Consider the following 19,516-nt stretch of genomic DNA (forward strand, 5'->3'; position numbering starts at 1 on the left):
ACCGGAAGTGATATGTAAAATCTGGAGATTAGCATGTCATTTCAAAAATCGTGGTCGGTTGCTCGATCACTTGTTTCAAAAAAAGCCTTTCAACGCAATCTATTGACCACCGCTGTCGGTATTGCATTATCGGCCAATACATTTGCCGGTTTTCCAACGCTCTACGGCAAGGTGTATTTAACCGCTGGCCAGTATGATCTGGAAAAAAATGATTTTTCTCTCACTGCACCCGGCGCCACAACTTACCGCCATATTGGCGCAACCGGTATTGCCACAGAGTTGGATACCTTTGTGTTGGAAAGCACCGGTTCGCGCTTGGGTGTGCAGGGCGACTTTGATGCAAATGCCGAGGTGCAGGTTTTTTACCGTGTGGAATACGGTATTGATGTGGATAACGGCACCAACAGCAATGGCCGCGAATTAACCCAGCGCAATATTTTTGCCGGTATCCGTGGCGATTGGGGTTCGCTGCTCGCCGGTAAAAATGACACCCCGCTAAAAACCCTGCAAACCAATAGCGTACTGCGTAGCGACATCGATCGTTTTAATGACGCACCCCTGGCCGATATAGGTTCTTACCTCGTCGGTGAAAATCGCCCCGACAATGTTATCCAATACGCCTCGCCCATTTTGCTGGGTGGTTTGGAAGTGAACATCGCCGCGATTCAAGCGGAAGAAACCGGTGTGGAAGTGAGCCCAACCAATGCGCAGGACGATAATGGTTTTGCCTCGGGGCAATCGGTGTCGGTGGTTTACGGCAAATCCAAATGGTTTGTCGGCGCCGCGTTTGATCGCAATGTAGTGACCAGCGATGTGTTCCGCGCATTGGGTGAAGTATCACTGGGCCCGGTAAAACTCGCGGCGATTTACCAAACCGCAGAGCGTCATGAAGACGTTGATTCACTCGGTGGTTTCTCTACGTTTGTCGGCACCAATGGCACCAATCTCGGTGCACAAAATGGGTTGAATCCGCTCTCAGAATGGGACGGCGCTACAGGCAATGCCTACAAGGAACAAGATGGTTATGTACTCAACGCGCTGTGGAAAATTGCCGGCCCCTGGAGCGCACGGGTGCAATACGGCCACTCCACCAGCACTCCCACCAATGATAGCTACAGCGATGTCGACGCCGATGCGTTAGCCGTCGGTGTGGATTACAACTTCAATTCGGCAACGCGTGTGTTTGGTTATTACGCAAGTTTGGAAGCGGAAGGTGATGCCCAAATCAGCACCAAGGCGACCACGGATAGCACCTTTGCACTGGGTCTGGATTTCCGTTTTTAAAAATTTTGGATTTAAAAACGATGCATACCTGCGTTCGCAGGTATGACGCCACCTTATTTCTTAGCGAGAAAAAAATTATGAAATTATTTGCACAATCGGCCGCTGTATTGGTGGCCAGCTTAATTAGCGTCAGCGTTTTTGCCAAAGACATTACGCTGCTGAATGTCTCCTACGATCCTACGCGCGAACTCTATCGCGAATTCAATGCGGCCTTTGCCAAACACTGGAAAGAAAAAACCGGTGATAACGTCAAAGTGGATCAATCCCACGGCGGTTCCGGTGCGCAATCGCGCGCGGTAATCGATGGCTTGCGTGCCGATGTGGTGACACTGGCACTCGCGGGTGATATCGATCCTATCGCCAAAATTGGCGGTTTATTGCCAGAGGATTGGGTAACGAAATTGCCCAACAACAGCGCGCCTTATACCTCTACGATTGTATTTTTGGTACGCAAAGGCAACCCAAAAAATATTAAGGATTGGGACGATCTGGTGAAGAAGGGCGTAGAAGTTATTACGCCAAACCCTAAAACCTCAGGCGGTGCGCGCTGGAATTATTTAGCCGCTTGGGCCTTTGCAAAAAAACAGGGTAAAGACGACGCTGGTGCGCAGGAATTTGTTCGTCAATTGTTTCAAAACGTTCCCGTATTAGATACCGGCGCACGCGGCTCAACAACCACCTTTGTGCAACGCGGTATTGGCGATGTGTTGCTGACTTGGGAAAACGAAGCGTTTTTGGCAATCAACGAATTGGGTGAAGACGAAGTAGAAATTGTGGTGCCGAGCATTTCCATTTTGGCTGAACCATCGGTGGCGGTGGTCGATAAAAATGCAGCCGCCAAAGGCAATGCCGAGGTTGCCAAAGCTTACTTGGAATACCTTTACACCAAAGAAGGCCAAAACCTAGCGGCCAAACATTATTACCGCCCACGCGACCCGCAAGTTGCCGAAGTTTATGCGAATACATTTCCAAAACTGGATTTAGTCACCATCGACGATTTTGGCGGTTGGGTAAAAGCACAGCCATTTCATTTTGGCGATGGCGGAATTTTCGATCAGATTTATCAATAAAACCAATCCCCTCCAGCCCTCCCTTTTGAAAAAGGGAAGGCTGGGGAGGGATTAAATAATCTGTTTCCTGACCACAGGTACAAAAAGAGATTTATCGATGAGTGAAACTTCCGCATCAACACTGGCAACGACGCCAGTCGTTTTCCCCAAAAACCCCTGGGTTAAAAAAAGTGTATTACCCGGTTTTGGTTTATCCCTTGGCCTTGCTGCACTTTATGCCAGTTTAATTGTATTTATCCCACTCGCGGGTCTCGTGATCAAATCATTGGAACTCAGCTGGCCTGAACTCTGGGCGGTGGTGAGCAATGCACGCGCGCTAGCCAGTTATAAGCTCACTTTTGGTGCAGCGTTTGTGGCTGCCAGTTTGAATTTATTGTTCGGTTTTATCGTCGCCTGGGTATTAGTGCGCTACCAATTTTTTGGCAAGCGCGTGGTGGATGCTTTGGTGGATTTACCCTTTGCCTTGCCCACTGCGGTGGCCGGTATTGCACTCACCGCGCTTTACACCACCAAGGGTTGGGTAGGGCAGTGGTTTTGGTTGGTGGATATTAAAATTGCCTACACTTGGATTGGTGTCACCGTGGCATTAACCTTTATCGGTTTGCCGTTTGTGGTGCGCACTGTGCAGCCGGTGCTCGCTGATTTGGAAGCGGAAATTGAAGAGGCAGCGGCGAGTTTAGGCGCATCGCGTTGGCAAACCTTTAAGCGAATTTTATTGCCCGCACTCTTGCCTTCACTATTAACCGGTTTTGCCTTGGCGTTTGCGCGCGCCATTGGTGAATATGGCTCAGTGGTTTTTATTAGCGGCAATATGCCTTACAAAACGGAAATCACCCCGTTACTGATTATGACCAAATTGGAAGAGTTTGATTACGCCGGTGCGGCTGCACTCGGCACCGTCATGTTGATTTTTTCCTTCGTGTTGTTACTGCTCATTAACCTGCTCCAGCATTGGAGCCATAAGCGCACAGGAGGTTAATCATGGCCGGTGCTATTTCATCGTTCGGCGCGCAAAAGACTGCGACGCGCAATTCTGCCACCAGCGAAGCACCCTGGGTGCGGGTGGTATTAATTGCTGTTGCGCTTACGTTTTTAACGCTGTTTTTATTTTTACCTTTATTTGTCGTTTTTAGCGAAGCCTTTGCTAAAGGTGCAGGTGTTTATTGGGCATCCATTACTGAGCCTGCAGCGGCTCATGCCATAAAACTCACGTTAATCGCCGCAGCAATTGCGGTGCCCTGTAATTTAATTTTTGGTTTGGCCGCCGCCTGGGCTATCGCTAAATTTGAGTTTCGCGGCAAACAATTTGTGATCACGCTAATCGATTTACCTTTTGCGGTATCGCCGGTAATTGCGGGTTTGATTTACATGTTGTTATTTGGTCGGCAGGGATTTTTTGGCGACTGGCTGGGCGAGAACGATTATCAAATTATGTTTGCCATTCCCGGCATAGTGCTTGCGACAGTGTTTGTGACTTTTCCGTTTATCGCACGGGAATTAATTCCGTTGATGCAAGAGCAGGGCAAAGAGCAAGAGGAAGCGGCAATTACCCTGGGTGCCAGCGGTTGGAAAATGTTTTGGCGCGTGACCTTGCCCTCGGTGAAGTGGGCGCTCTTGTACGGCATGATTTTGTGTAATGCACGCGCCATGGGTGAGTTTGGTGCGGTGAGTGTGGTCTCGGGAAAAATCCGCGAGCAAACCAACACTCTGCCACTGCACATTGAAATTCTGTACAACGAATACCAGTTTGCAGCCGCATTTGCAGTTGCCTCGCTACTTGCCCTATTGGCATTGGTGACGCTGGTATTAAAAAGTTTGTTGGAGTGGAAAGCAGCGCGTGAACATGAATTGGCGGTGCGCGCGGCGAATGCGCAGTAGGCGCTCACTCGTGCAGAAAACCAGTCGCAGGTGCGAATCCCGATAAGCCATGTCAGACACGCTGTGAATACGTCCCTGTACGCTCAGCGTCGGCATCCTGCCTCCGATGGTCTGCCATAGCTTATCGCGCTTCACACAGAGAGATTTTTCCAGAATTCCCGAAAAATATTTATCGAGAAAACCTATGAGTATCGAAGTTAAAAACCTGCATAAAACCTTTGGCAATTTTACTGCCCTGAATAACGTCTCACTGGATTTTCCCTCCGGCGAATTGGTTGCACTGCTTGGCCCCTCCGGCTGCGGAAAAACCACCCTGCTGCGCATTATCGCCGGGTTGGAAAACCCCGATGCAGGCAGTGTGCATTTTCATGGGGAAGACGCTACTAATGTGCATGTGCGCGAACGCAATGTCGGTTTTGTGTTTCAACACTACGCACTGTTCCGGCACATGACTGTCTTCGATAACGTCGCTTTTGGTTTAACCGTGCGCCCCAAAGAAACCCGACCTTCAAAAGAATTTATCAAAAAACGTGTGCATGAATTACTGGAGCTGGTGCAATTGGATTGGTTGGCGGATCGCTACCCACATCAATTATCCGGCGGACAGCGGCAGCGCATCGCATTGGCGCGCGCGCTGGCGGTTAAACCCAAAGTATTATTACTCGACGAACCCTTCGGTGCACTCGATGCCAAAGTGCGCAAGGATTTACGCCGCTGGTTGCGGCGCTTGCACGACGAACTACACATCACGTCAATCTTCGTAACCCACGATCAGGAAGAGGCGATGGAAGTGGCCGATAAAATCGTGGTGTTAAACAAAGGCAATATCGAACAAATCGGTTCACCGGATGATATTTACAACAACCCCGCCAGTCCATTTGTGTATGACTTTATCGGCCAGGTGAATTTATTTCACAGCCGTGTGGATGATGGCTGGGCGCTTATTGGCGATTACAAATTGCCCGCGCCGGAACACCATCATGTGCAAGGTCAATCCGCCGTTGCCTATGTGCGCCCGCACGATATTGAATTGAGTGAGAGCAATAGTGAAGGTGCAATTCCCGCGCGCGTTGCACATGTGAGCACGGCAGGGTCGGTATTGCGGATTGAGTTATTGCATCAGTTAAATAATGACGTGCTGCACGTGGAGTTACCGCGCGCGCAGGAGCGCAGTTTGAATTTAACGGTGGGTGCTGCACTCTATGCAAAACCGACAGCATCAAAGATATTTTTGCAGCCTTGATATTTTTGGGTCTGATTTTTTTGATCTTTTTCGATATTTTTTTTAATCAATTACAATTTACTGAATGCGAGTGCGATACCGGCAATAATTAATAAACCACCGGAAATCCAATTGAACCAGCGTTGGTGCTTCGGTGTTCCCAGCCAGTGCATAATGCTGCGCCCGCCCAGGGCGTAGATGCTCATCCAAATAAAATCCATCAACACAAAAATAGTGGTGAGCAGTGCAAACTGCGGCGGCAAACTGTGGTTGATGTCGATAAATTGCGGAAAAAGTGCGCCGAAATAAATGAGCCCTTTAGGGTTGGTGACCGCAACGATAAATGCCCGGCTAAATAATTGTTGGCTGCGAATGGTGTGAGCGGCGAGGCTGGTATCCAGCGGCGCGGCACGCATCAGTTCAATACCTAAATACACTAAATAGGCCGCACCAATCCATTTAATACCATGGAAAATCCACTCGGCTTGTTCAGCGACAAAACCTAATCCCAGCGCTGACAACACCACCAATACCAAATTGCCCAGGGTGGCGCCTGCCATGGTGTAGAGGGATTTGGTAAAACCATAACGACCTGCATCGATCATGCAGGCGAGCATGACCGGGCCGGGGCTGGCGGAAACAATCAGGGTGATGCTGGTGAATAACCAGAGTTGTTCGAGTGACATAGCGGGTCCTTGGGCGAGGCGCGCAGTCTAGCAGAGCTGCGCGCAGCGTCGCTAAAGTCTTCTATACTCAAACGAAACTATAGACGGGTAATAGGTGATTTATGTCCAGCAACAGTATTTCAAATGCAATCCAGACACTTGAGGAGTTGCTCAATGGCTTGGATCAAGCTTATTGGGAAGCCAATAGTTTGGATCGCAAAGATTTTTTTTATGATTTGATTAGTGCTTTGCATGCCGAGTTATCGGAGTTGAATAAATTGAGTGTGCAGGATCATCACTTGGAGTATGAGTCGGTCACTGAAGAATTTCGCGCCGCGCGGCCTAAACTCAGTCGCCTGCGTAAATTGGTGGATGACTTTGCCCTGCGTTCAACCACAGCCGTGCGCCTTGAAAATTTGATTAATCAAACACTGGTATTGATGGGACGCAATAGCGGGCTGCTGTAAACGGCTGCAGCCGTGGTTTGAAGTTATAGCCATTTCGTATGAGTCAGTTTTGGTTATTGCAAAATAATTTAAACATTATCAGACAAAAACTGGCAATGAACAAAAAGCGAACAATACTTGAATAACCGGAAGCAAATAGTTCCTGTGAGCGCAAGGTTTTTTGGTTGCCTCATTGATGTAGGAATGGGTAGTGCTTTTGGGCGGGTTTTAAAGGCCCGGTTTGGATTCCCCTTTATTTGTTATCTAGTATGGTCTTGGCCGGCATCTTATGGTGTCGGCTTTTTTTTATGTGTTATTTTTGCCTTTTACTTGTGGAATCTGTTCATGAAAAAACGATTATTGATGGCAGCGCTGGTTGCCTGGCTGTGGGGAAATCAGGCCGCCGCCCAAGACTGTTTGAAGACTGAGGCACTAGTGGCCCTGGATGCGCGCTATGAAACGGCACTGCAACGTGGCGATGCGGATTTTTTGCAGACCCTGTTAGCTGCCGAATTTTATTGGGTACATAACCTTGCCAGCCTCAAAGAAGATAAGGCGGCATTAATCGCGCGGGTGAAGCAGCCGACCGAGCAGGCCAAGCAGCGCCGTTCCCATGACATCACCGCCCAGCGCCTTGGTAATACTGTCGTGCTGCAGGGCTTAAGCAGTGTGGATAAATGGAATGACGACGGCAAAACCCACCGCACCTCGCGCTATCAATTTATGCGCACCTATGTAGCAGTGGAGGATGAATGCAAGTTGTTGGCGGTACAAACAATGAAAGTGTGGTCGAGTGACAGCCAGTAAGTCTGCTCGCAGCGACTATCAGCAAATTAATAAGGCGCCACCGGGGCGCCTTATTATTTCCACTGATTTCCGTCAGTAACAAGCTATTGCGCGCGTGGGTATTTCTTTGCCCACTTCGCATAATGTTTCAGGATTTTGTTGGGCGATGTGGCATACCAGGCATAACCTTCACGGCGCTCTTTGGATACTTTACCTACCTCGTAGTGGATTGCGCCATCGCGGTCGCCAAAAATGGGCTTGTTGCTGCCCAACTCGTAAAACCGCGACCACATGGGTGGGGCATTAGGGTCGTCTTTCAGGTCTGCATCGCCGCGTACCCATACCTTGCCGGTAATTTTGGTAGCGTCATACCAGTCCGCTGCCGCATGAACCGATTCAATAACTTCCGCACTGGGGTTTTCCAATCCCATAAAGAACTCCACCATCCATACACTTTCCGCGCTGGTGAGCGAGGCCATTTCATAGGCGCGCGCTTTGGCGGGCATCAGTGTGAGTGGATCGTGTTGTGCACCCCACACGGTGGCTTTGCCGTTGACTAATACCTGGGTATTCAGCGCGCACTGGATGGCTTTATCCAGACTTTGTTGTGCCAGCTGGCGCTGCGCCGGGGAGACAAAGGCGTAATCGCCTTCACCCTTGGCAATATCGCGCAACAGGAACATCAGGTTCACCATCAGCGAATCGTTATAGGTGATGTAGTTGTGGTAATCGCCCACCAGCGGATAGTTTTGTGGCCAGCCGCCATTGGGGTACTGGGCGTCAAGGATCAGCTGCAGGCCGCGCGCAAATGCATCCTGATAGGCTTTGTCACCGGTAGCGCTATAGGCTTTGGCCAGCAGCGTCATTTGAGTGCTGGTGGCGCCATTATCAAAGGTGGGGATGTAGCCTTTTTCGCTGCCAAAGGCCATGCCTGGTTGGCGTGCTTTAGTCATGTCGGTGCGTTTGGACCAGCCCCCTGAGGGCGTTTGCAGCGAGAGTATGGCGGCCATTGTCGCCTTGCCCTCGGCACTTTTAAACCAGGGTGCGGGCTGGTTGGGTTCAAAGCCAAATTCTTTGGTGTAAGCAGGTTGCAGAGGCTTTTTTAAACCGAGGCGTTTTATCTCGGTGCGGATAAAATCATTGTCCAGTTTGCGCAGCTCGTCGGAGCGCGCCATGTAGGTTTGCCACTGCGCATCTACTGCGGCTTGGGCTGGTGCAGCGCTGTTTGCCGGTGCGGCGGCGAGCGCGAGGGGTAGCTGGCAAAGGGCGACCAATGCCAGAGCGAGTTTTAGCGATAAATGCATATTAAATACCTTAGTTGATAATCCCCATGCGTCTGTGCGCGATGAGTGGGTGATTCGTTAACTGCTTTTTTGTAATCGTTGCAGTTACCAAGGTATTGACCGAAACCATGCCGAATGGTGGGGGATACTGGTCGCCCTATGCTGGCGGCCATGTTGTGAAAACCTAGTTTAGAGGAAGATGTTGTCATCGCCAGGGAATAAACCTGACTTTACATCGGCCACGTATTTTTGCATGGCGCCGGGAATATCCTGGGCTTCCAGCAAAAAGTTTTTGGAAAATTTGGGCGGCTGCTCGGTGAGGCCGAGAATATCGTTAATCACCAATACTTGCGCATCGGTATCGCGCCCGGCGCCTATGCCGACCACCGGGATGGCGATCTCGCGGGTAATGCGCGCGGCCAGAGCGGCGGGTACGCACTCTAACACCAGCAAATCGGCGCCGGCTTCGGCGAGTAATTTAGCGTCGGCGAGAATTTTTTCAGCGCTTGCGGCATCCCGCCCTTGTACCCGGAAACCGCCAAATTTATTGACGGATTGCGGGGTTAACCCCAGGTGCGCGCACACCGGCACGCCGCGTTCGGCGAGCATGCGCACGGTATCGGCCAGCCAGGCGCCGCCCTCGAGTTTTACCATCTGCGCGCCCGCTTGCATGATGCGCATACAGTTGCGCATGGCATCGTCCGGCGTGGCGTAGGTCATAAACGGCAGGTCGCCAATAATGAGCGACTTTTTGTTGCCGCGCGCCACCGCTTCCACGTGATAAATCATCTGCTCCATAGTGACTGGAATGGTGCTGTCGTACCCCAGCACCGTCATGCCCAGGGAGTCGCCCACCAAGACTACTTCCACGCCGCAGCGCTGAGCCATCGCGGCCATATGCGCGTCGTAAAGTGAGATCACCACAAACTTTTCACCGCTGGCTTTGAGTTTGTACAAGGAGTTGGTGGTGATGTTTTTTACCAGTGCGGTATTGGCCGTGGAGGTGCCGCTATTGATCGTTGCGTAGGGCATAGTCTGCTCCCCAAATAAAGTGTGAGCCGCGGCTAAATTACAGTGCGGGCACCGGATTGTAGTAGTGGCGACCACTTTTAATGGTCAGGATATATTGCACCAGCTGTTTAAAGTGATCGCGATTTTGCGCCAGGTTTAAATCCTTGGCGTTCACAATCAGCAGTGGTGCGCCGTCGTAAAAATGAAAAAATTCGGTGTAGGCATCACTGAGTGCTTTTAAATAATCGGCGCTGATATGTTGCTCGGCGCTGATACCGCGCTGGCGAATGCGCTCCAGCAATACATCGGGTGGTGCCTGCAAATAAATCACCAGATCCGGGCGCGGGGCATTAATAACCAGCTTGTCGTAGACCTGGCGATAGATATTTAATTCGTCGTCATCGAGTGTGGTGCGCGCAAACAACTGGTCTTTCTCAATTAAAAAATCAGCCACGCGCACCGGCTCAAAAATATCGTCCTGACGCAGCGCCTGCAGCTGATTGGCGCGCTGGAATAAAAAGAATAATTGGGTGGGCAGGGCGGTGGATTTGGGGGCGCGATAAAAACGCTCCAGAAACGGATTCTCTTCCGGTTGTTCGAGGAGGGTGTCGTAATTAAAGAGTTGCGCAATATTGCGTGCCAGTGTGGTTTTGCCCACCCCAATGCAACCCTCTACCGCGATATAGCGCGGCAGTTGGGTGTTGGTTAAATCCAGACCGAGTTCTTCAAATACAGCGTCCACGATAACTCCTTGCAGCAATCAACACTCAGGGTTGGATGGCAATTTAGTCAGGCCATCAGGGGCACACTGGTGTAACCAGTTGCTCAATTGGCTGCCATCCGGCAGGTGTAATTCAGGGGTGATATCTGCCAGCGGGTAGAGCACAAAACTGCGCTGGGTAAGGTAGGGGTGAGGCACCGTCAAGCGCTCATGGGCGATAACTAGATCGCCATAGAGCAGCAGATCCAAATCCAGGGTGCGCGGCCCCCAGTGCTCAATGCGCACCCGCTGGTGCGCCTGCTCAATGGCTTGCAGCGCGTCCAGTAGGGCGAGTGGCGCCAATTGGGTATCCAGCAGCGCAACGGCATTAATAAAGTCGGGTTGCGCGGGGCCGACCGGCTTGCTGCTGTAGATCGCAGAGCGTTCAAGCAGCTGTGTATCCGGCAGTGCTGATAGGTCATCAAAGGCGCGTGTTACCTGCGCCAGTGGATCCTCCAGATTGCTGCCCAGACCAATATAGGCCAGCGTCATGGTTTATTCGTTCCCGCCGGGGGCGGCGGCCGGTTTGCGTGGGCGGCGACGGCGCGGTTTGCTCGCACTTTTTGGGCTTTGTTTGGCCAGGTTTTTCACCATCTCTTCGCGTTCTTCGTCGTTAGCGGTTTGGTAATTGGTCCACCATACCCCCAAGCCATCCAGCGCTTCACCAGCGGCTTCGCGCATTAACAGGAAGTCGTAAGCCGCGCGAAAGCGCGGATGATCCAGTGTGCGCAGGGCGCGCATTCCCAGACGGCTGGGCAGGCGTTGTTGCAAATCCCAAATTTCACGCATCGGAATCAGAAAGCGTTTGGGGATAGCGGTGCGGGTCAATTGCAGGTTCACCGTATTTTGGGCCGCTTGTGACCATGCCTGGGTATGTGGCATCTGACTGCTCAATACCTTGAACTGTTGTTGCAGTGCGGGCCAGAGTAACGCGGCATAAATAAACGCGGGAGTGACGGTTTTGCCGCTGCGGACACGTTTGTCAGTATTAATCATGCACTGTTCAATCAGGTTGGCGCCAACTTCATCGCCAGCCTTGAGTGCCTTGTCGGTACCTGGGAGCAGGTGGACCAGCAAATCATAATCGCGCATCAGTGCAAAAGTGGCTGTGGCCGAGCCATTGAGGAATAGTTTGAGTACCTCCTCAAACAGGCGTGCATCGGACACATTGAGTAATAAGCCGCCCAGCTCGCGGATGGGTTTGGCGGTATTGGGCTCCAACGTAAAACCGAGTTTGGCGGCAAAACGCAGCGCGCGCAGTATGCGCACCGGGTCTTCTTTGTAGCGGGTGGCCGGGTCACCAATCATGCGCAGGGTGCGGGTTTTGAGATCGCTCATACCATCGCAGTAATCGATAACCGAGAAATCTTTCAAGGTGTAATAGAGGGCGTTGACCGTAAAGTCGCGGCGCATTGCATCGGTTTCGAGTGTGCCGTACACATTATCGCGCAGCAGCATGCCATCTTCGCTGCGGGCGGCATGTTGGGAGCTGTCGTCGTGATGGCCGCGAAAGGTAGTTACCTCGATGACTTCGCGCCCCATACGCACATGCACAATCTGGAAGCGGCGACCAACAATGCGCGCGCTGCGGAAAATACGTTTGACTTCATCCGGGGTGGCGTTAGTGGCCACGTCAAAATCTTTCGGGTGACCGCCCAGCAACAAGTCGCGTACACCGCCGCCCACCAGATAGGCAGCAAAACCGGCATCTTCCAATTGTTTGATAATTTTGATGGCGGCAGAACTAATGTTCTTGCGCGAGATCGTATGTTGGTCGCGGGGAATTATTGCGGCGCCATCGCTATTGCGCGAAATGGATGCCTTGGCGGAATCCTTGGTGCCGGAGGTGAAGAGGTTTAGCAAGCGTTTGAGCATGGTGTCTCGCTGGGGGGTTAGGCAGTCAGTTGCACAAGAGTCGCGAGTTTAGCAGATGAGTGAGGTTTTTTACGACCTTGACCGCCACTGCCAAGGTGATTCTGTTATCGCCAAAAGCCAAAATGGACAACCCAAAAAGCAAAACGGGAAAGCTTTCGCTTTCCCGTTGGAGGGAGCACCGAGGTGCTAATGGCATTCAATGGGGTGCTTCCGTGCCCATATCCAATCTCGCGTGCTATCCCATCCAGTGCCTGGTTTGTATCCGCTTTATTTTAGTGTCTTATTGCTCTTGTTTTCTAGCGTGGCCAATCTACGTCTAAGTTATTGTTTTCGTTATTATTATGTTATTTCTGTTGTTATTGTTTGTTGTTGTTATGTTCTTTTTTCCATTTCTTATTGTTTCTTGTTGTTATTTGTAATGTTCAGTTTTTTATTATCTATTGTTCTTATTTTGCGTTTCTTTCTGTTTTTTATTATTTGTTGTTGTTATTAGATTTTCACATTTAATTCTTATTGTTTGTTTTTGTTATGGCGCTCTAAAAGCAGTTGTTGTGCCAGAATTGAAAAGTTCAATGTAATCATATGGTTAACTTTTTCGTGGTGCGCCATATGTCTTTTGGTTATTTCGGACGGTTACATAATCGGTGTGCGATTGTTACCGGATATGGGGTGGGTAACAGTATTTTTGCGGTAACACCCACGTGACTGGGGGTAACGAATTGGCGCCTTATTCAACTTTATTGGCGTCAAAATCAAAAAATTGTGTCACTAAAATGAAAAATCCCCGCGAGCGGTTTGGCTGGCGGGGATTTTTTGTCTCTGGCGGTTATTTGCCGCTGCTGGCGCTCGCGCCGGCTTTGGTGCGGGGAATGCCAAGGCGCTGGCGGCGCTCCCACAGGCACTTACGGCTCACACCCAGTTTGCGTGCCAGCTCGGTCTCGCTCATGGTGTCCTGATGTTCCAGTACAAACCGCTGGAAGTAGTCCTCCAGGGATAAGTCTTCAGTAGCACTGCTGCCGTTACTGCGGCTAGCCAAACGTGCTGGCTCAAAAATGGAGCTGCCCGTGTTGTCATTCAGGTCTTGGGCGTCCATGTCGATGGAAAGCAGGTGATCGCCTATCTCAGTACTGTCTTCGCAGAGAATCACGGCGCGCTGCATGGCGTTTTCCAGCTCGCGCACGTTGCCCGGCCAGTTGTAGCTCATGATGGCGTCCATTGCGGCAGACGATAATTTCAGTTGTGGCTTGCCAAACTGCGCACAGTAACGCTGCAGCAGGGATTCGGCGATGCTGATAATGTCGCGGCCGCGCTCACGCAGAGGCGGTAATTCCAGTTGCATCACGTTGATCCGGAAGTAGAGGTCTTCGCGGAATTTGCCTTCGCGCGCCAGTTTGCGCAAGTCGCGGTGCGTTGCTGCTACTAAGCGCACATCTACCTTGCGCGATTCCACCGAGCCCAGTGGGCGCACTTCCCCTTCTTGCAGTACGCGTAACAGGCGCGCTTGGGCTTCCAATGGTAGTTCGCCAATCTCATCAAGGAACAGGGTGCCGCCATCAGCTGCCGCAACCAGGCCTTCACGGTTGGTCGCAGCACCGGTAAAGGCGCCTTTTTCATAACCAAAGAGTTCGGATTCAATCAGGGTGTCGGGAATGGCGGCGCAGTTGACTGAGATCATCAGATGATTGTTGCGGTTGCTCTCTTCGTGCAGCGCGCGGGCAACAAGCTCTTTGCCTGTGCCGGTTTCGCCATGGATCAATACAGTGGCGTTGGTGGGGGCGATTTTATGGATGCGGTTGTACAGGTCCTGCATCACATCGCTGGTGCCAATCATGCCGGCAATGGTAGTACTTGCAGTTTGGGTGCTGTTGGCGGCCTTATTTGCCGCTTTGGCTTTGCCGATTACGCGTTTAACGGCATTAACCATCTCGTCGTGGTCGAAGGGTTTGGCGATATAGTCCACTGCGCCCATGCGCATGGAGTCTACTGCTGAGCGCAAGCTGGCATAGCTGGTCATGATGAGTACGGGAGTATCACCTGCCAATTTTATCAGGTCGGTGCCCGGTGCACCTGGCAGGCGCAGGTCGCTGACTATTAGATCGAAATCCTTGAGTTGGAATTTGGACGTGGCCTCTTTGACTGACGGCGCTTCGCTGACCTCGTACTGGTTGCGCTCAAGCAGTTTGCGCAGCGCGGTACGGATGATGGTTTCGTCTTCAACAATCAGAATCTTACTCATAGCTATCCGGGTCTTGCGTTAAGTGTTACTGGTCAATAGCTTGCAAAATAGTCTTGCAAGTCGCTGGTTTTGTTCACTTTCCAGGTCAGGCATCCATGAATGAATCCAGATGGCGCGGCAGTGTAATCTCAAAACGGGCGCCGCGATTGTGAACGGTATCGGCGGGGCTGATGATGTCCATATGGCCGCTATGGTCTTCAATAATGCTGTAGACCATGGCTAATCCAAGCCCTGTACCTTCACCGGGTTCTTTGGTGGTGAAGAAGGGTTCGAGAATGCGCTCAATCAGTTCGGGCGGAATACCATGCCCCTCATCGGTAACAAAAACTGTTACCGAATCCTCATCTTCGTTACTTTCAAGCATAACACGCCCTTGCTCCGGGCTGGCATCCCGTGCGTTAGATAAAAGGTTTATAAAAACCTGAATCATCCGCTGTGCATCGCCGGCAATAATGGCGGTTTTGGGGATGTCATTGCAGAACAGTACCTGGTTTTTATCCTTTTGCAGCGAGAGCAGGTGGATGGCTTCATTGGCGCAGTCGCGCAGGGAGACGGCTTCAAATTCGGTCTTGCTGGCGTGACCGGCGTGGGAGAAGCTCACCAGCGATTGCACAATACGGCCGACGCGGTCGGTCTGGCTAAGGATCTGCTCCGCGGTTTCCAACACTTCCGCAGGGTCGGTCGAGTCATATTTCAAATTTTGCGCGAGGCAGGCGATACCAGTGATTGGGTTGCCAATTTCATGGGCGACACCCGCCGCGAGACGACCAACCGACGCGAGCCGCTCCGAATGCACCAGCTCTTGCTCCAATAATTGGGTCTCGGTCACATCTTCCAGCAGCATTACCTGGTCGTACACGCCCGCCGTAATGGTGCCTTCAATATTGGCTTTGTGCAGGCTGATCCAGTGTGGGCGATTATCCAGCTCTATCTCGCGGCGATAAAAATGTGGTTCGTTGCTTTGGCTGAAGTCGATTAATAGGCTGCACCAGGGTTCGGGAATATCCTCCAGATAGGAACCGGTCACATCGCCGCTGGGGATGCCCGTCAATTCCGCCATGGCGCGGTTCCACATCAGCACTTCCATGTCGCGCCCGAGTGAGCAGACCGCCATCGGCAATTCTTCCAGGGTTTTGCGGTGATAGAGACGCAAGGTATTGAGTTCCGCTGCCATACCGGTGAGGTGTTCGCGGTATTCAGAGAGGCGGCTTTCAATCAGGTTAATGTCCACGGTGTTGTGGGTTTCGGCCACTACATGGGGGATGTACTTGTCCATAATCTCGCTGGCGACGTGAATCCCCATCAGGCTCGACAGGTTGCCCTCGATCTGGTCGCGCAGGCGGCGCAGGGCGTAGGGGCGGCGTTCGTCGATACCCAAACTCAGTTCTTTGAGGGCGATATCGACCTCGCGACTGGCGGTAACTTTGCCTAACGGTTTGGCAAGGCGATGTTTGAATTCGGCAGCGGAATGTACATCCAGCGCCTGGCGCACCGGGTGGCTCAGTTCATCAGCAGCACAGACATCGGCGCTGTATTGTTCGTCTTCCGTCTGGGTGGTTGCCAGGGATATCAATACAAAACAGAGCGTATTCAAACTGATCGAAATCAGGGTGACTTGGCTCCAGTACTCAATCCCCACTGGAATCGTCCAGTCATTAAAGGGAAGCGGGACAAACTCCAAGCCGGTCAACATGGGTAACAGCAGGCCTATAGCCCACACGCTGGTGCCGACAGCCAAACCGGCTATCACCCCACGTCGGTTCCCCTTGCTCCAAAATACAATCGCAAAGGTGGCGGGCAGGAATTGCAAGGTTTCGATAAACGCAGTCATGGCCAGATGGGCGAGACTGAAGCGGTTATCCAGAATCCAGTACAGCAGGTAAGCACCGAGGAATATCGTGGCGATCAAAATCCGCCGCAGCCAGATGAGCTGGCTGTAGAGGTCGGTACGGGTGCGTAATTTCAGGCTGGGAAGAAGCCAGTGGTTCATCACCATGGTTGAGAGCGCCAGCGAAATCACCACCATCGCCCCGGTTGCCGCCGACAAGCCACCAATAAAGGCGAGTAAGGTCAGCCCCGGCGAGTTGAACAAAATAGGAATACCCAGGGTGTAGTACTGCGGCGGTAATGGTACCGAGAGTTCAGTGCCTGCCCAGAGAATCGGGAAGATGGGTAGTGCCATCAACAGCAGGAATAACGAGAAGGCCCAGGTCACGGTATGCGAATTGCGCATCAGCGGGTTTTCTGCCAATCCCAAATGGAAGATATGGGGCATGGTAACGGCGGTGGCAACAAAGACCAGCAGCAAGGTGTGGGCCGAGTCGGTATGAATGGGGCTGTGCAGCAGTGCGAGATTTTCCGGGTGATCCAACAGCCATTGATCCAATCCTTCCAACCCGTCAAATACACCAAATACGGCCACCAGGCCGATGGCGCAGAGGGCACACACTTTGATCAGTGACTCAAAGGCCATGGCGGTAATCAGGCCGCGGTGTTGGTCGCGATTGGCGCCGAAAGAAATGGTAAAAAAGGCCAAAATGGCGCAGTAGCACAGCGCCATTAAATCCTTGAAGGTTAGCCCTGTACCTTGCAGCGGCAGCGCGGGGTTACCGCTTACAGTGAGGATGTGCATGGTGTCGGCAATCGCCTGAATTTGCAGTGCCATCAGCGGCAAAATACCGCACAGCATACAAAGGGTGGTTAGTGCCCCAACGCTGTGGCTGTGGTAGCGAAAAACCAGCAGGTCAGCGAGCGAGTGCACTTGATGGCGGCGGGCCAGTTCTGCCAAGGGCGCCAGCGCCACGGGGGCAAACAAAAATAATGCACCGGTGCCGATGTAATAAGCCAATGCACCGTAACCGTATTGAAAGGCGAGATCGATTACCCCGTAAAACGCCCAGGCGCTGGCAAAAATACCCAGCGACAAAATATAAGTGATGGGGTGGGAGGTGACTGCTTAGGGAATCCAACCGCGCTCGGTGATATAGGCAATGCCAAATAGCAACAATAAATAGCAGAGACCGATTAGCGCCACTTGGCTGAGATCAAATGTCATTGGGTGATGTTCTTATAGGTAGTTGGTTTCAATTCGGTTAGATCGCGCTGCCGGTGTTAATCAAAATCGTGATAGTTCTTGCGTCGGGTCTGCATAATAAAAGCCACCACTATCACCCCAACCCACACAATATAGGGCCGATACCAGGCGCCTTGGGGGTCGAGAATCCAATTGAACAAGCTGGGTGAAAATATGTAGGCCACCAGCAGGAGCAAGATAACCAGGCGTTGATTGTTCATAAGTCTGTTTCCTGTTAGCGCTGACCTGCGAGCGGGTGCATAGTGATGGCTTGTAGCGCTGTGGTTGGCCGGTGGTCAATTGGTGTTGTTATTCTTCTTGGTACAGATGGCCAAGGCCGGTAATCACATGGCGTCGCCAGTGGGTTTGTGCCCAGCTGAGTAGTTCGCTGGTAGAGGCGCGCGCCAAATCAACAGGGGGATTCTGCCCTAAAAAGCCTAGCCCATGCCACAGATTCCTGCTCGCTTGTGCTGAGTCGATAGCCTTGGCGTGATTTTGTTTGCTCAGCTTCTGACCATTAGATTGTAGCGCGAGCGGCACATGGCCAAAGGCGGGCGTTGGTGCATCGAGCAAGTTGAACAGAAATAGCTGGCGTGCGGTCACCTCCAGTAGATCGCTGCCGCGAATAATATGGGTGATTTGTTGGTGGATATCGTCCACCACTACCGCCAGTTGATAGGCATAAAAGCCATCGCGCCGCTTGAGGATTTGATCGCCCGCCTGGGTGCGCAGGTTTTGGGTTTGCTGCCCTTGGATCAAATCCTCAAAAGTCACCCACTCAGTCTGTGGGTGATGGGGAATGTCATAGAGTTTCAGGCGAATGGCGTAGGGCTTGGCAAGATCCACTTGCCGGTGGCGACAGCGGCCATCGTAAATACCGCCCATCGCTGCTAATTCCTGACGCGAGCAACCGCAGGGGTAGGCCAGATTCTGCGCGATCAACCACTCCAGGGTCTCCTGATAAGACTGATGGCGCGCGCTTTGGTAGAGCACTTGTTCATCCCACTGCAAGCCGTGGTCTTCCAGTGTATGCAAAATCAGGCTGGCAGCGCCGGGTTGTTCGCGCGGCGGGTCCAAATCCTCCATGCGTACCAACCATTGGCCATGATTGGCTTTGGCATCGAGATAACTGGCAAGCGCGCTGACCAGTGAGCCGAAATGCAGTGGGCCGCTGGGAGATGGGGCAAAACGTCCGCGATAGCGGGTGTTATCAAGCTTGGATGGCGTAACGCTGGGATCTATAGAGGGAGTGGCAGACATAATAAAAGAGGCGGGTGGCCCCGCCTCCGGAAAATCGGCCTTAGCCGCCGATTTGTTTTTCTTTGATTTCGGCGAGGGTTTTGCAATCCACGCACAGGGTAGCGGTTGGGCGCGCTTCAAGGCGACGAATGCCAATCTCTACGCCACAGGCATCGCAGTAGCCATAATCGTTGTTCTCGATCAGCTCCAGGGTGCTGTCAATCTTTTTAATTAATTTGCGTTCGCGGTCGCGGGTGCGCAGTTCGAGGCTGAATTCCTCTTCCTGGCTGGCGCGGTCGGCGGGATCGGGGAAGTTAGCCGCTTCGTCTTTCATGTGGCTAACGGTGCGATCTACTTCTTCCATCAATTCTGAGCGCCAGTTGAGCAGCAATTGTCTGAAGTGCAGCTTCTGGTTGTCGTTCATATACTCTTCACCTTTTTTCTCCACATAGGGAGTGAAAGGGCGGAGTGCGAAGGTTTCAGTAGAGGGAGATTTTTTCGCCATATGTAGCGCCTCGTAAGACATCCTGGATCATCGATCATCTGCACCAGGGGGTGGGCAGAATTAGAAGGGGGAGCAAGCTATCAGATAACAAATGCGAGTGCTAGCGTTTTTTCGCAGCTTTTGGCGCCGTTAGCTGTGTTGGCTTGAATCCTGTCCCGGGTTTTGTCCTAAACAAAAACTATA

General features: G+C 52.0%; 17 protein-coding genes and 1 pseudogene. 7 read left to right on the forward strand and 11 right to left on the reverse strand.

The window, feature by feature from the left end; genetic code table 11:
- Positions 1–33 precede the first annotated feature (33 nt).
- From NNX04_RS17035 to NNX04_RS17055, 5 genes are all read left to right on the forward strand, one after another.
- Positions 34–1,284: a porin gene (locus NNX04_RS17035; RefSeq protein WP_261946568.1), complete on the forward strand. Its 1,251-nt coding sequence runs from the start codon at positions 34–36 to the stop codon at positions 1,282–1,284.
- Positions 1,285–1,361: 77 nt separating this feature from the next.
- On the forward strand, positions 1,362–2,354 hold the full coding sequence (locus tag NNX04_RS17040) for a sulfate ABC transporter substrate-binding protein (RefSeq protein ID WP_151055929.1): 993 nt from the start codon (positions 1,362–1,364) through the stop codon (positions 2,352–2,354).
- 97 nt (positions 2,355–2,451) lie between these two features.
- Positions 2,452–3,333: a sulfate ABC transporter permease subunit CysT gene (gene cysT, locus NNX04_RS17045; RefSeq protein WP_261946569.1), complete on the forward strand. Its 882-nt coding sequence runs from the start codon at positions 2,452–2,454 to the stop codon at positions 3,331–3,333.
- Positions 3,334–3,335: 2 nt separating this feature from the next.
- Entirely contained in the window at positions 3,336–4,232 is an 897-nt protein-coding gene (gene cysW, locus NNX04_RS17050) for a sulfate ABC transporter permease subunit CysW (RefSeq protein ID WP_261946570.1), read from the forward strand.
- A 184-nt stretch (positions 4,233–4,416) separates the two neighbouring features.
- Positions 4,417–5,475: a sulfate/molybdate ABC transporter ATP-binding protein gene (locus NNX04_RS17055; RefSeq protein ID WP_261946571.1), complete on the forward strand. Its 1,059-nt coding sequence runs from the start codon at positions 4,417–4,419 to the stop codon at positions 5,473–5,475.
- A 50-nt stretch (positions 5,476–5,525) separates the two neighbouring features.
- Here NNX04_RS17055 and NNX04_RS17060 read toward each other — a convergent pair whose 3' ends face one another.
- Complete coding sequence (locus NNX04_RS17060) at positions 5,526–6,140, reverse strand: LysE family translocator (protein WP_007645310.1); 615 nt, start codon at positions 6,138–6,140, stop codon at positions 5,526–5,528.
- Between the two features lie 101 nt (positions 6,141–6,241).
- Here NNX04_RS17060 and NNX04_RS17065 point away from each other — a divergent pair, with 101 nt between their 5' ends.
- Together NNX04_RS17065 and NNX04_RS17070 are read left to right on the forward strand one after the other, a co-directional pair.
- Positions 6,242–6,586: a hypothetical protein gene (locus tag NNX04_RS17065; RefSeq protein ID WP_007645309.1), complete on the forward strand. Its 345-nt coding sequence runs from the start codon at positions 6,242–6,244 to the stop codon at positions 6,584–6,586.
- Between the two features lie 324 nt (positions 6,587–6,910).
- Positions 6,911–7,372, forward strand: coding sequence for a nuclear transport factor 2 family protein (locus NNX04_RS17070; RefSeq protein WP_261946572.1), 462 nt, complete (start codon positions 6,911–6,913; stop codon positions 7,370–7,372).
- 83 nt (positions 7,373–7,455) lie between these two features.
- On the opposite strand, the gene pelA is transcribed toward NNX04_RS17070, so the two are convergent.
- The 10 genes and pseudogenes from pelA to dksA all read right to left on the reverse strand — a co-directional run bounded on the left by pelA (position 7,456) and on the right by dksA (position 19,333).
- Positions 7,456–8,655, reverse strand: a complete 1,200-nt coding sequence (gene pelA, locus NNX04_RS17075; RefSeq protein ID WP_151055937.1) for a pectate lyase — start codon at positions 8,653–8,655, stop codon at positions 7,456–7,458.
- A gap of 168 nt (positions 8,656–8,823) precedes the next feature.
- Entirely contained in the window at positions 8,824–9,666 is an 843-nt protein-coding gene (panB, locus tag NNX04_RS17080) for a 3-methyl-2-oxobutanoate hydroxymethyltransferase (protein WP_007645306.1), read from the reverse strand.
- Between the two features lie 37 nt (positions 9,667–9,703).
- A complete protein-coding gene (locus NNX04_RS17085) occupies positions 9,704–10,387 on the reverse strand; it encodes a deoxynucleoside kinase (protein ID WP_261946573.1) in 684 nt (227 codons plus the stop codon).
- 18 nt (positions 10,388–10,405) lie between these two features.
- A complete protein-coding gene (gene folK, locus NNX04_RS17090) occupies positions 10,406–10,897 on the reverse strand; it encodes a 2-amino-4-hydroxy-6-hydroxymethyldihydropteridine diphosphokinase (protein ID WP_261946574.1) in 492 nt (163 codons plus the stop codon).
- Between the two features lie 3 nt (positions 10,898–10,900).
- Complete coding sequence (gene pcnB, locus NNX04_RS17095) at positions 10,901–12,280, reverse strand: polynucleotide adenylyltransferase PcnB (RefSeq protein ID WP_261946575.1); 1,380 nt, start codon at positions 12,278–12,280, stop codon at positions 10,901–10,903.
- A gap of 826 nt (positions 12,281–13,106) precedes the next feature.
- Positions 13,107–14,516: a sigma-54-dependent transcriptional regulator gene (locus NNX04_RS17100; protein WP_007645298.1), complete on the reverse strand. Its 1,410-nt coding sequence runs from the start codon at positions 14,514–14,516 to the stop codon at positions 13,107–13,109.
- An 85-nt stretch (positions 14,517–14,601) separates the two neighbouring features.
- Positions 14,602–17,571, reverse strand: a pseudogene (locus tag NNX04_RS17105) (ATP-binding protein).
- 56 nt (positions 17,572–17,627) lie between these two features.
- Positions 17,628–17,810, reverse strand: coding sequence for a hypothetical protein (locus NNX04_RS17110; protein ID WP_007645294.1), 183 nt, complete (start codon positions 17,808–17,810; stop codon positions 17,628–17,630).
- A gap of 88 nt (positions 17,811–17,898) precedes the next feature.
- Positions 17,899–18,849 carry a tRNA glutamyl-Q(34) synthetase GluQRS gene (gluQRS, locus tag NNX04_RS17115; RefSeq protein ID WP_261946576.1) on the reverse strand — a complete coding sequence of 317 codons (951 nt, stop codon included), beginning with the start codon at positions 18,847–18,849 and terminating at the stop codon, positions 17,899–17,901.
- Positions 18,850–18,889: 40 nt separating this feature from the next.
- Entirely contained in the window at positions 18,890–19,333 is a 444-nt protein-coding gene (gene dksA / locus NNX04_RS17120; RefSeq protein ID WP_007645291.1) for an RNA polymerase-binding protein DksA, read from the reverse strand.
- Between the last annotated feature and the right edge of the window lie 183 nt (positions 19,334–19,516).

This window comes from Cellvibrio sp. QJXJ, assembly GCF_024452345.1.
GTDB lineage: Bacteria > Pseudomonadota > Gammaproteobacteria > Pseudomonadales > Cellvibrionaceae > Cellvibrio.